The organism is Paenibacillus sp. JNU01, from assembly GCF_059130585.1.
In genome coordinates this window covers 2,243,316-2,257,066 of sequence record NZ_CP169723.1, presented here as the reverse complement: position 1 = coordinate 2,257,066, position 13,751 = coordinate 2,243,316, and the positions used below count along the sequence as shown (strand labels likewise).

Here is a 13,751-nt window from a genome sequence, read left to right as displayed (position 1 = left end):
AGGGGGAGAGACTGTGTTACAGGCCTATTTGGTGGACGATGAGCCGCATGCGCTGAATATGCTGGAGATGTTTCTGACTCGAACGGGAGAAGTCGCCATTGCAGGTCGTTCGGTGAATGGATTCGAGGCACTGGAAGCACTTCAGCATACACGACCGGATATCTGGTTCCTCGATATTGAGATGCCGGGCATGAGCGGATTGGAGCTTGCAGCGAATATCCATGAGGTCGAACCGGATGCGGTCATTGTATTTACAACGGCTTATGATCATTATGCTGTCTCTGCTTTCGAACATGAGGCTCTGGATTATCTGCTCAAACCGATTGAGATGGGCCGATTGTCCAAAACCATTGACAGATTGCTGAAGGATAAGGGAAATGCGGCTAAGTCAACTGCAGCACAACCAGCACGGCAATCTTCGGGGAACAGCAGTGAGTCAAATCAATTATTTGTACAAATGTTGGGGAATTTTCGCGTCACGCCTACGAATGGTGAAATGGTCATGTGGCGTACAGCGAAGGAGAAGGAATTGTTTGCATATTTGCTATTGCATGACCCGATCACCGGTGTTGTTCACCGGGATCGCATTATTGACCATCTGTGGCCTGATGAGCGTTACGAAAAGGCCAAAATCTATATGCATACCTGTGTGAGTCTGCTGAGGAAAAACCTGAAGAAGTTGGGCATGGAGCAGATGGTCAGCTACAGGAATGAACATTACATGCTGGACAAAAAGCGAATCCGTGCTGATGTATATGATGTACTGGAACTTGTGCTTCGAATGCAACGCGAGGAAGATGTTCCACTGGCTCAAATGGAGCGGACTTTACATATGTATCAGGATGAACTGCTTCCGCAGGAAGATTATTTCTGGATGTCTGAACTTAGCCAGAAGATCGAGCGCGGTGCATTGGAACTGATGCTGAAGCTGTCCGAGAAGTACCTGGAACTGCATAACGACAAGAAGGCAGCAGAAGCAGCGGAACGTGCCATGCGGCATTCCCCTTATGAAGAAGAAGCGTATCGTTGTGCCATGCAAGCATATTTGTCCATGGGCAATCATGACCATGTCTTACGTATCTATCGCGATCTTGAAGAACGTTTAAGTGAGTTGCATATTCGTCCTTCTTCAGTAAGCACACGATTATATGAGCAGATTAAAGCTTGAAGTGTTAAGGAGTAGCTGCAATGATTCGACTCCTATAATTACAACGTAATAAGTCATTTTTACTATGAACGTGGAAGTTAAGGGGGATGAGGCAGACAAGCTCTCATATGGATGATACATGCAGCATATTAGACAACAGGCACGGCATGAATGACCGGATACCCGACACACGGATTGAGGGTAAAGTTGCCGTAGGAGGATCCGATATCTACAGTGGTGAAGTTCATGTGGAGACCCTTGGTAAGAAGATCGGCATGGTCTTCCAGCAACCGAATCTTTTTCCCAAATCCATCTATGATCACGTGACCTTTGGCCCCAAACAGCATGGATTCCCTCTCTACCTTCAAGAAGGTGATCGTAAAGCAAATAGAAGCCATTCATTTGTGTGCTGAATGGCTTCTTTGTTGCTTTTGGAGGGATTACAGGAATTATGTATAGTAAAAATTACCCAGTACTGCTAGACTGACATTATTCGTATTTTAGTACATATAGGAGGATATAATGAAAAAGTCTTTCAAGGTATGGTTAGTCTTAGTTCTAATTGTTCTCACAACAGCACCATCATTCACCAATGCAGCAACCTCTGCTAATGAAGTTCCAAAACTCCAAAAAATCACTTCTTACTCAGGTACACAGGTACTAACGGAAGAAGGGATTTTGATCTCATGGGGTGGCTTTGGTAGTGACGAAGGCAACAAGATGAATTATACACAATCCGTATTACAAGGAATTAATGAAATTGTTGATGTTTCTGTAGTGTACGGAGTGGCTATTGTCGTAACCCAGGATGGAACGGTATGGAAAGGAAGAGGAGTCAGTGAACTGGCAGAGTACACCAAGGTGTACTCAGGAGATAAGACTCATTTCAGTGAAAATGAAAAGATTGTCCAAGTGGAGGCTACTCAAGATTTTATCTATGCACTGCGAAAAGATGGGCAGGTTCTGGCCTGGAAAAACTCATATTCTGAACCATCGTTACCCACGCTTGTGCCTGGATTAGATCAGGTTAAAGATATCTTCGGGTCGTATTTCATTCGCCAAGACGGTACGGTGTGGCATGTTATGCCTGGAACTTCTGTAGCAAGACAATACATAACAATTACGGATGTCAAAAAGGTAGATCAGTATGGATCAGTGTTCCTGAAAGAAGATGGCACGGTATGGGCCAAGAGCGGGGACTCTGCTGTACAAATACAGCAGCTACCCAAAATTGTGGACATCTCGAATTCATCTGATGCGCGGTTTGCTTTGGATGAAGCTGGAAACCTATATGGTTGGGGGGGCAATCGTACAGGTACTTTAGGAGATGGCACAGCCAATCAAGTCACCATTCCCAAGATTATTCTCAAGAATGTACGTTTGTTAAGTGATGCAGACAGTGGACACATGGTCGTTCAAAAAAAGGATCTGAGTGTGTGGGCATGGGGATTTAATCATAATGGTGGCCTTGGCATGGAACTGCCTAATAAAAAGAAGAATTCACCAATCCCTGTCCAGGTACCATTCGAGTGGCCTACACTCCATGCTTGGGAGCAAAGTGTTCATTTGAATTTAAATGGTAAAAATCTCTATTTTACATCGAATAAACCTTATCTAACGGTAAAACAGGAAGTTTTGATCCCGGCTCTAGCCTTTGCCAAACAAGCAAAATGGTCTGCTTCCATATCCAACGGCAAATTAAACGTGAACGATTCTATCCATTCGTTATCTGTAACCAAAAGCAGTATGGTCGATGGTAAGGGAACGGACCTTTCTTTAAATACCTCAGCGCAGTTCCGAAATGGGGAAGTCTATGTCCCGCTAAAGGTGCTCTCTGAAGCATTTAACCTAACGTCGAATTACTACTCATTCGATAAATCGTATGGGATGTACACCGCTGATTTCACACAAAAGGATAATCTGGATGACTACGGGAAACTGATTCGAACGAAAGCTCTACCTCTTAATGCATCCAAATATCCATATATTCTCGCGGGTATCCCTAATCCGTATTATGAGAAAGAATTTCCTAAAGCGAATTCTTCCAAAGGTTTATCTTTGAATGCAGCACAGCTCTATCGGTCAAAAGCTGTGGGGCTTCCCATTGAGTTAACTAGTGATGACTTTGGCCGATACGCCAATCATATTTCAAAGTACTATGAACTCTTGTTGAATACAGATTACCGTACCATCAATATGGATTGGGCAGAAGCAATAGAAAGCCATGCGGGTGGCTCTACCAGTAAGATGGGTAATAAGACAGCCAGACAGCTTCAGATGGAAGCGTATGTGAAATGGATAAAGAACAAGAAAGTGATTATTCGGGGAGATGCTCGGCCTGAACCAAGTATGGTGACATATCGTAATGGGGTATTGTATATGCGTACCTATATTCAATATGAGATCGTGCAAGCCGATGTACCGAATGATTTGAAGCTTCGTAAGGATCGTGTTGTACAGCTCATTACTGCTCCCAAAGACAAGAAGATTATAGGTAGTTATGCGATGTATGTAGATGTTCCTTTAACTTCGGATCCAGTATTTAGTAATGGAAGTGCATGGGGTTCTTGGTCGAATGGATTGAAAGTAGACACGAGGCAAAATGATATTATAAAAACGCCTTGGGAGAGTGTAGTTACGTTAACTATGTCTCCTGATTGATAAAGCGGTATTGAGCTTGTAAGTGGATTAGGCAGAACTGCCGAATGGCACCAAACCTGCTCTACTATTATAATAGAGCTCGTCAGAGCCGAGTGTTTATCGGTGGCAGGGCGGATGCAGTATGAAGCACTGGAAACGACTCGAGCGGAAGCTGTGACGATGATCTACAAACTGCTTTTGGCGCTTCACGTGTAACTGCAAAGTATTTAATGAAAATAAACGAAGGTCATCCTGACAAGGATGGCCTTTGTTTATTTTGCATGTGGACAGGTTATGAAAAGTCTGCTCTCAGCGCAGCTTATTCTTCCTGTTCTATAATCTCCACATCGGTTTTATTGGAGGCTAGGAAAGAAGGAAGCAGACTGCCATCGGGCAGTGCAATGTTAAAATGTAATAAGGCCTGATTAAGCAATCGACAGTGTTCAGGTATGCTGTGCACCAGCACATTAAATTGAATGTCTACCGTCCCTCCTGGGGCGATTGTCCCCAGTGAAAGTCCCTTTACAACGTCTCCATCGGGTAGGAGCTGTCCGTTAACCACCACGCTGCCAGCAATAAAGGTGGACTCCGCTTGGAGTACATCTTTCAGAATGACATCTATCGCTGGCAATGAGCTTGCGTTATGAATCAAAATTTTGTAACGGAGATGAGAATGGACTTCGACCTCAGATTTGTTTGCACTTTTGACAATGGTGAGCTGTGGCAAACGACTCGGAATAACCACTGTTTCGGATTGGAGTGACCCAACTGTTGCTTGACCCTGAGCTTGAAATTTGGCTGTAAACTGATTAAGGATACTTCCGTTTACGGGCTGGTTAATGACGATAACCTCAAAAGTAATACTTGCGCTATGCCCCGGCTGAAGGGATGCAATGAAAATACCCGCGGCTGGATGAGCTCCAGCAACCAGTTGTCCGTCCAACCTTACACTACCCTCAACGAATCGGGTTCCAGTCGGAATTGGGTCGGTAATCGTAACCTGAACGATTGGTTTTTCCGTATTGGTAACGACGATCTGGTATGTGATGGTGTCGCCCACAACAACTGAAGTTTTATCTGCTGTTTTTTGAAGGGTAATCTGTGTTGGCGAAGTGGCGGTTACGAGTACGTTGACGGGATTGGATTGGAGTGTAAAAATTGTCTGTCCCAACGTATAGCGAAGGTTCGCCTGATTTGTAATTAGTGAAAGCGTAGTGTTTGCGTTTACTCTGACTTGGAAGGACAACACGGTGGTGCCTCCTGGCGGAATAATGCCGAGATTGATTCCGGCCGCAGGGTTTCCCAACGGTGCCGCTACTCCGTTAACGACTACACTGCCCGTTACCAATGATGTTCCTTGAGGAACAGGATCGGTTAATACAACCGAACTTATGAGTGATCGGTTATTATTGCGTATAAGGAGGCTATAAGTAATGACATCACCAGGTAAGGCATCAGGTCTGTTCGCCGTTTTGTTAATAGATACATTGGGATTGTTTACGTAAAGGATAATGGAATTCGATTGTGAGTTGTCCGTTAGTGTTCTTCCGTCTGCGGTAAGGAAAGTAAAGCTTGCAGTCGCTTGATTTATAATCTCCAAACTTGGAGGTATGGAGGTAAGGGTCACCGAGAATGCGACTTCCATTTGCTGCCCCGGAGCAATCGTTCCCAATGGAATGCCAGTAACAGGGTTGGCTGAGGGTAAAGGGTTGCCATTGGATACGACACTTCCCTGCACAAAAGTCGTATTGGCTGACAATATATCGAACAAGGTCACTTGAGCTGGAACTGGACCTGAATTACGGACAGTAAACAGGTACTGAACCGTATCTCCAATCTGTACATTTTGAGTACTTGCCGCTTTGACTATGGTGATGATCGGGAGATCTACAGGTGTTGTCACTGCATTGGACTCCACGGTATCTGTGAAATCTCCTGTGGTGAATCGGACTTGCGCCTGATTGGTTACAAGGACAGGCATAGGCTCGTTAATAACACTATCATTAACTATGACTTGAAAAGTGACGGCTACTGAGTCATTTTGCAGGATCGAACTGATCGTTATGCCTGTAGACGGATCGGCGTCAGGGGTAACGGTGTCATCTACAGTAACACTTCCTGGAACAAATGTGGTACCGACCGGGATCGGATCCGTAAGCAAAACATCGGTAATGGGCGTCGATACATTGTTTTCGATCAAAATCGTATAAGTGATTGTTTCCCCTATCTGAACATGCTGGGCAGGTGTTGATTTCAATACGGATATAATATTCTCAGCCGTAACCGGGATGGAGACGATATTGGATAATACGCTGTCACTGAGAATGCGACCATCTGGCAGAATGGCAATATAGTCAGCTCTGGTTTGATTGTTCAGTACAGGCGGATCAGGAAGCGAAGTGACTGCAGCCTGAAATGTGACATTTACAGGGAATTCACGAGATATCGTGCCCAGAATAACGCCTGTCACTGGATTGGTCCCGCTCCATCGATTCCCGTTAATGAATATACTGTTCTGCACAAACGTCTCTCCCGGCGGGAGTGGGTCAAACAATATGACATCTGCATTCAGATTCCCCGTATTGGTGATGAGTAGAGAGTACGTAATGGTGTCTCCCACAACCGCAATTGATTCGGAGGCGGATTTCTCGATATTTATAATTGGACTATATACGGGGATAGTTACTATATTGGACAAGTTCTCTAAAGTGGTTGTTCCGACAGTAAATTGGATGGTTGCCTGATCTGTCAAGTAAAAAGGATTGGGCAGAGGTACGGGTAGATCGGTAACGCTGACCTGGAAGGTAATGATAACCTGACTATTGCCAGGAATGCTGCCGACATTAATACCAGCAGAAGGATCGGCTCCCGGAATGACCGTCCCATTCAAGGTTACACTATCTGGAACAAGCTCGGAGCCGGCCGAGATCGAGTCCGTAAGGAGGATGTCATTAACCGTGAAGCTTTCAATATTATCGATAACGATGGTGTAAGTGATCACATCTCCGTCCACAGCATCAATCACATCAGCGCTTTTAGTTACAATCGGGTCAACAGTGGATATTGGTATGATGATTTCATTGGAAGGGGAACTTCCCGAAATGACACGTCCATCCGGTGGATTAAATGTATAGTCCGTCGTTGCCTGATTCGATAGTTGCTGATTGGCAGGCAGTGTATTCACGATAATCTGAAATGTAATAAACAGGGATTCCCCTGGAGCCAGCGTTCCTAAAGGAATACCTACATTTGGATCAGCCGCAGGCAATGGAATGCCATTGGATATCACGGTCCCCGGTACAAAGGCGGCATCTGGCGGGATTATATCCGTCAGTGTCGCGTCTGCAGCGATATTGCCGGAATTCGTGACATTGAATTGGAACGTTAACGTTTGACCAACGGCTGCAAAGGTAGGATCGGAGCTTTTGGTTGTTGTAATGATAGGCTGATATACGGGTATGATTAAAGGATCCGAGAAAGATGCTTGCTCGAACGGGCCGCTCGTAAACGTAACCTGTGCCTGATCAGCAAGCTCGGGCGGATCGGGTAAAAAAATAACATTAGTGCTGAATGTGACGGTCACAGACACGCCGGGACCAATGGTTCCAAGGCTTACCCCTGTAACCGGATCTGCTGTGGGCTGAACGATTCCATCAATGGTTACACTGCCAGGAATAAATGCCGATCCGATTGGAATGGCATCTGCAAATACAACGTTGTTAATCGGATCAGTATCTGAATTGGTGATAACTACGGTGTAGGTTAGTGTATCTCCTATAACAGCATCAGTGGCACTTGCTGTTTTGGTAACACTGACCAGCGGAGTGGATACAGTCACGGTTACGATGTTGGAAACAGATGTGTCTGTGATCACACGCCCATCAGGCAGTTGGGAGGTATAGTTGACAGTCCCCTGGTTCGTTAAGTCGAATCCCCGAAACAGCCCAGACACCAGTACCTGGAATGTGACAGTTACCGTATCACCAATGGCGACATTTCCAACGTTGATACCAGAAACGGGATCATCTGTCGGCTGTACAGTGCCATTAACCGTAACGCTCCCTGGTACAAAGCTGGAACCTTCCGGAATCGGGTCCGTTACGGTGCTGATTGCATCAATATTTCCGACATTTGTTACGACCAGTGTATATGTCACTGTGCTGCCAACTAGAGCATTGGCTGTATCTGCGCTTTTCTCAATCGTGATGTCCGGTTGAAAGACAGGGACAGTGACCGCATTGGACGGAGCCTCATTGGAGATGATGGGGCCATCCGGAACAGTAGGTGCTGTATAACCGACTTTTGCTTGGTCAAACAGACGAGGTGGTGTAGGCAATGAGGTCACCTGCACCTGAAATGTAACGATAACCGAGCTGCCGGCCGGAAGTGAGCCGACAAAAATTCCGGTTAGGGGCTCCGTTCCCGGCTGTGATACCCCATTAATGGTAACTGTGTCGGGTATAAAGGAGCTTCCCGCAGGAATGTTGTCGAACACCACCACATCCGTAGCGTCCGAAACGGAAGTATTTTCCACAAGCACCGAATACGTAATCGTATCTCCGACAATTGCATTCTGTTCACTCGCGGTCTTCGTGGCAGTAATCACAGGGGTATTAATATTGATCTGCAGGGCAAAGGAATCAACCAAGTATCCGTCGCCCGAAGTTGTTAAACGCAGTAAAGCGGAAGTTTGGGTGTTCACAAGTGTAGTACTGACATCCACGTTAGTAATGTCCCATCCTTGTCGTCCGCCCACAATATTCGTCCCAGGCGTACCGTTGATCTGATTCCGGTTGCCGAAGGTGCCTGTGGTGTCCAATGCCCCGGTATCTCCGTTAATCTGGGAGGCGAAGAAATTCGTTGCGAAATTGTTCGGACCGGATAATGCCCTTAGATTGGAGACGGTGGGACCAAACAAAGCCTGATCTCCCGTTTTGTTCGCATCTCCCTCTTGAGCTCCGAGTAAGGCTCTGCCAGCCAGAGGGCCAGAAAATGGTGTTGCAAAGCCCTCAATCGGTGTAGTAACCGGGCCTGATGTCGAAAGAATAACTTCGGCACCTACCCGAATCGAAAGGTTCCGCAGGGGCAAGGCTGGATTGCGGTAAACCACGCCAAGTGTCCAGCCTGCATGATTCGACGTCGGATCAGGAATGGACAACGTCCCGACTACGCCACCTGTCACATATGTACCTGCCCCACCAGCTCGAATTAAATCCGTTACGTCCGATGATCTTACGTAAGCGAAGGTTCTTGGAAATCCAGATGCCGTTGAAAGTAGAACTTCTCTAGCTGTGGCTGGATCGGGAGAGACGGTGGTTACACCGACGGGTGTGGTCAGAATGACGTCTTTGTTAATAAAAGCCGAATTGTTCTCCTGATTATCAATGAATGTTCCACCCCAGATTAGTTCCGCATAGAGAACAGTACTTCCCACAGGCAGATTGAGAACAGCAGCTGAGCTGTTGTTCTGAAATACGTTGGTGGTTCCAGGTGGATAGGAGCCGAACTGTACGTTGGTATCCGTGATGATGTACCCTCCAATACTGTCCACCGTACCGGGAACACCCACCGTATTGGACCGGCTTAGCCCCAGCGTATTTCCTGTAAAAGTTATAGCCCCGGTATCATTGATTACGTATCTTTCAATGAAAGCCACTGTATTTCACATCCTTTATTATAAATTCACTCTAATCAATATATTGGGGGCGAAAAAAATTATGAGGAAGTACGGGCTTAATGTTGAGCAGGAACGGAAATTTGTGATTTTTTGTGTTTTCGCTATCTTTAATTCTGCCAGTTCTCAGCAGAAGTCAAGAGGACAAGTTATTGTGATAGAATAAGTTATCTGGATGATGAAACGGTGGGGGCTTGGAACATGAACAAAACGGAGCGGCAGCTTGCAATTACGCTTGAATTGCAGCGAAGAAAGATGTTAAGAGCAGAAGATTTAGCGGCTCAATTCGAGACAAGTGTACGTACGATATATCGAGATATCCAGGCATTAAGTGAAGCTGGCATTCCGATCATGGGAGCCCCGGGTCATGGGTATTCCTTGATGGAAGGATATTTTCTGCCCCCGGTAAGCTTCAGCGCAGAAGAAGCGGTATCCCTGCTTATGGGAGCTGATTTTATTGAACAAAGATTGGATACGGAATACGCGATGCAGGCTAAATCGGCTCAACGGAAAATTGAAGCCATCTTACCTGAATCCGTTCGTAACGAGTCCACACGTGTCCGGGAAACGATGCGAACGCTTCATACGCTTGAACCCTTAACTCGAGTGAGGGTGAAGACATACCTTAACCAGATTCGTAATGCCATTTTGGAGCAACGGAAGATCAGCTTTATGTACCTGAAGAAAATGCCGGGAGCGGATGGCACTCGGTATAACATGCGTGAGGTTTCCCCTTATGGACTCTCGCTTGTCCAGGAGAATTGGGTATTGATTGCACGTTGTGATCTGCGGCAAGACATTCGTCATTTTCGTTTGTCGCGCATGACTGAACTTTCCGTGCTGGAGGATCAATTCCTTTTGCCGCCGGATTTTGATCTAAACAGTTATCGACCTCCTGACGACCGTAACGAACACGTATTCATTCGGGCTAAACCTGAGATTGCTGACAAAATTATGGAGGCCCTTCATTTCTATATGGATGCATTTGAGGAGGAAGAGGATGGTGTGAATTTTCATTTTCGTGTCCGCCATCCGGAGGAAATATTACATTATTTGCTTGGCTGGGGTGGGGATATCGAGGTCTTGGAGCCGGAGTCTTTACGCTTTCGAATGCAGGAAGTCGCCAAAAACATCTTAAAACACTACTGACATACACCTGTCAGTAGTGTTTTTTTATACTTTGATATATCACAGATCAAGAGGAATTGGAGTTGGTTGAAGGATGAGAAGTACAACGGAAGCATTGAAATCATTGGAAACTGCAGTAGAACAATATTTGGCAGAACTGAACAAATTGGATATGGATAGCTTACATAAAAAACAGAGTGAGGAGGAATGGTCCATTGGACAGATGTATGTACATTTGATTCAATCAGCGCTTTTCATGCATCTTCATAATGTTGAGCAGTGTTTGAGCAGCAAGGATTCGGCGTTAAACTCGGATGAGGAAAAAACAGAACTGGGTAGGCAAGTGTTTGAATCTGGACACTTCCCTCCCGTTCCCGTTAAAGTACCTCCTTCCCCGCAGTACACCCCGCAACCACCCGAGAGTATGGAGTCCTTGATTGATGGGCTTCACATGGTCGTGGAACGGATGAGGAGTACAGAACCTCTTGTATACCAAGCATCGGTAAACAACAAAATACGCCATCCAAGGCTTGGCGCTCTAAACGCTAAGGAGTGGTTTTTATTGATAGAAATGCACTACAGACATCATTTTTTACAATTGGATCGATTGATATCGAATCTGGAGATGTATACGAGAGAAGGGGATGGGATGTATCTATGAAACCAAATCAGGACAGTAGATATTGGATTGGTGTTGTATCTGCTTCTCATGTGAATGTAGCCGTAGAGGGAGGGTTTGCGCAGCTGTGCCATGGCAAGTCAGCGATGTTGCGGCAGATGTCCGCGGGTGATTGGATGATATACTATTCTCCTCGCACAGACATTTCAACAGGCAAGCCACTTCAAGCTTTTACCGCTATTGGTCAGATTATCGACGACAGGGTTTACCAATATCAGATGTCGGAATCCTTTGTACCCTTTCGCCGAGATCTCCGTTATCTTCCATGTCGAGAAGTCAAGATCGCAACCTTGTTAGACCAACTCAGTTTTACGCGCGGCAATCGCAATTGGGGGTTCCCATTTCGTAAAGGTCACTTTGAGATTGGGGCTGAAGACTTCATGATGATAGCTTCCTTCATGTTGGAAGGTGAGACACAATCACTACTGTATATTAGCTCAAGCCAGAAATGTTAACCAAACCAAAAGGCCCATAGATTGCCTATGGACCTTTTTGCTTTATGGATAATCATATCCCCCACTGTTGATATTACATTTACAAAGACGCTGGCCTTTGTTGTTATTAAGGTTTAAATTCAAGTGGAAAGGTCAATAAAAGCTCTGTAAGCAACGCTGTACAATCCACTGAAAACCAGTACAATTGAACCTATAAGAACATGAGATAAAGAGAGGTATTTCTCCATGACGGATACAAGTGGGAATCGCAAAGTTGACGGCTATCTAAAGAAACTCAAAACGTGGAAGGAAGAGTCCGCGAAGCTGAGAGAGATTATTCGAGATTTTGACCTGACAGAGGATATGAAATGGATGCATCCTTGTTATATGCTTGATGGAAAAAACATCGTTCTCATCCATGGATTCAAAGAGTACGTCGCCATTCTGTTCTTCAAAGGTGCTCTGCTGAAGGATACACACGGCATTTTGGTTCAGCAAACGGAGAATGTACAGGCAGAGCGCCAGCTTCGCTTCACCAGTCTGGAGCAGATTGTGGAGCAGGAGGCTATGATCAAAGCCTATATTCAGCAAGCGATTGAAGTGGAACAGGCCGGACTGCAAGTGGAGATGAAAAAGACTGCCGAATATAGCGTTCCTGAGGAACTTCAGCAGCAGTTCGATGAAAATCCTGCTTTCCGAGATGCATTTGAAGCACTCACACCCGGACGGCAGCGGGCCTATCTCTATTATTTCTCACAACCGAAGCAATCCAAAACAAAAGTGTCACGAATTGAGAAGTACATGCAGCCGATCCTGGAGGGCAAAGGATTGAATGATTAAGGTCTTTGCTTGATAAAGGTATCTACCATCCAATCAAAGAATCTTTGTTTCTCTTCATAATGTGGGTAATGAGCCGAGTTTTTATAGGCAATGAATTCCTTTTGATTTCCTTCAATCTGGTCAAAAAACATCTTGGCGGCATGGGATGAAGTCATTAAGTCGTAATCTCCCATGACAAAATAAAAGGGCAGGTTCAGCTTCGTGATCAAGGATGGCAAAGGACGGCTCAGGGCTTCACTTATCAGTATTTCTTGCGAATAATTGATCCCTTTATTAAAACGAATGGCATCCAGCATATTATATTCTTGGCTGAACGTCATTCCCAGAAAGCTGGTGTCAGGGCTGTCCATCAACCTTGATGTGCCTCCATAACGTTTAACAATATCTCGCGGCGTGAATGCCTGTCCTTGTTGGATCGGTTCATAGATCTGCTCCAACTGGTTTATGTCTTCATAATTATCAGCCAGTTGAGCTTGCTCCATAACGTAATTCCATCCGTCCATCTCGCTCTGTTGTGTATCTGCCATCTGACCGATCCCAATGTAGGCTTCATATTTATCGGGTGCTCGATGCGCAGCAAGAGTCCCTATGTATGTTCCGAACGAATGGCCCATCAGGATTACCTTTTTCTTCCCCAGACGTTGAGTAATATAATCCGTGACAGCCAGTGCATCTTCAACTAGCACATCAGCTGAGAGATTGGAATAGTCCTCGAAAAAATGATAGGATTTGCCGCTTGCTCTCTGATCATAGTTCACAATCGTAAACTGAGATTCTAACAAATCTTGGACCTTTTTCGCGTACGGAAGTTCAGATGCCCCCGGTCCACCGTGTAAATACAGGATAACGGGGTTGTCCAGATCCTGTCCTCTGATCATAATTTCATGTCCGGTACCATTGATTTTAACTTGTTCCAATACATGAATAGGGTTTGTTGCTTTTATTTTTGGTGTCCATGTTGGAAAGTAAAGAACTGCGAGTGATAGGGTTAGAGTCGTAACACCAAGCCACAAACCTGTTTTCTTCATTTTGTTCATAGGTCATGTCTCCTCTGGTTCAATGTCTTGAAGTGATTATTTTTCATAAACTCATAACTCTATCTTACGTGATTCGTCATGGATTCAAATCGTACGCCAGATTGAATCTGTTCTCCGTCTCAGGTTGGACATAAAAGGGCCTCAGTCCTGATGAACAGGACCAAGGCCGCCA

The 13,751-nt window shown here is 45.4% G+C and carries 8 protein-coding genes and 1 pseudogene; 7 read left to right on the top strand and 2 right to left on the bottom strand.

Annotated features, from left to right (window positions below):
- The first annotated feature begins 13 nt into the window (after positions 1-13).
- The 3 genes and pseudogenes from NLBNIHML_RS09785 to NLBNIHML_RS09775 all read left to right on the top strand — a co-directional run bounded on the left by NLBNIHML_RS09785 (position 14) and on the right by NLBNIHML_RS09775 (position 3,808).
- Positions 14-1,168, top strand: a complete 1,155-nt coding sequence (locus NLBNIHML_RS09785) for a response regulator (RefSeq protein WP_494354281.1) — start codon at positions 14-16, stop codon at positions 1,166-1,168.
- Positions 1,169-1,311: 143 nt separating this feature from the next.
- Positions 1,312-1,497: pseudogene (gene pstB / locus NLBNIHML_RS09780) on the top strand (phosphate ABC transporter ATP-binding protein); the annotation flags it as partial.
- A 172-nt stretch (positions 1,498-1,669) separates the two neighbouring features.
- Positions 1,670-3,808 carry an RCC1 domain-containing protein gene (locus NLBNIHML_RS09775; protein WP_494354280.1) on the top strand — a complete coding sequence of 713 codons (2,139 nt, stop codon included), beginning with the start codon at positions 1,670-1,672 and terminating at the stop codon, positions 3,806-3,808.
- A gap of 298 nt (positions 3,809-4,106) precedes the next feature.
- Here the strand turns inward: NLBNIHML_RS09775 and NLBNIHML_RS09770 are convergent, their stop codons facing one another.
- On the bottom strand, positions 4,107-9,443 hold the full coding sequence (locus tag NLBNIHML_RS09770; protein WP_494354279.1) for a DUF7507 domain-containing protein: 5,337 nt from the start codon (positions 9,441-9,443) through the stop codon (positions 4,107-4,109).
- Positions 9,444-9,662: 219 nt separating this feature from the next.
- Between NLBNIHML_RS09770 and NLBNIHML_RS09765 the strand changes: the two genes are divergently transcribed.
- The 4 genes from NLBNIHML_RS09765 (at position 9,663) to NLBNIHML_RS09750 (ending at position 12,542) form a co-directional block, all read left to right on the top strand.
- Positions 9,663-10,610: a helix-turn-helix transcriptional regulator gene (locus tag NLBNIHML_RS09765; protein WP_494354278.1), complete on the top strand. Its 948-nt coding sequence runs from the start codon at positions 9,663-9,665 to the stop codon at positions 10,608-10,610.
- A gap of 73 nt (positions 10,611-10,683) precedes the next feature.
- Complete coding sequence (locus tag NLBNIHML_RS09760) at positions 10,684-11,250, top strand: DinB family protein (RefSeq protein WP_494354277.1); 567 nt, start codon at positions 10,684-10,686, stop codon at positions 11,248-11,250.
- Complete coding sequence (locus tag NLBNIHML_RS09755) at positions 11,247-11,723, top strand: EVE domain-containing protein (protein WP_472476730.1); 477 nt, start codon at positions 11,247-11,249, stop codon at positions 11,721-11,723. Before NLBNIHML_RS09760 ends, NLBNIHML_RS09755 begins: the two co-directional genes overlap by 4 nt.
- Positions 11,724-11,948: 225 nt before the next feature.
- Positions 11,949-12,542: a YdeI/OmpD-associated family protein gene (locus NLBNIHML_RS09750; protein WP_339297702.1), complete on the top strand. Its 594-nt coding sequence runs from the start codon at positions 11,949-11,951 to the stop codon at positions 12,540-12,542.
- Here the strand turns inward: NLBNIHML_RS09750 and NLBNIHML_RS09745 are convergent.
- Entirely contained in the window at positions 12,539-13,579 is a 1,041-nt protein-coding gene (locus NLBNIHML_RS09745; protein ID WP_342570791.1) for an alpha/beta fold hydrolase, read from the bottom strand. The two genes, NLBNIHML_RS09750 and NLBNIHML_RS09745, sit on opposite strands and share 4 nt — an antisense overlap.
- Positions 13,580-13,751: the final 172 nt, after the last annotated feature.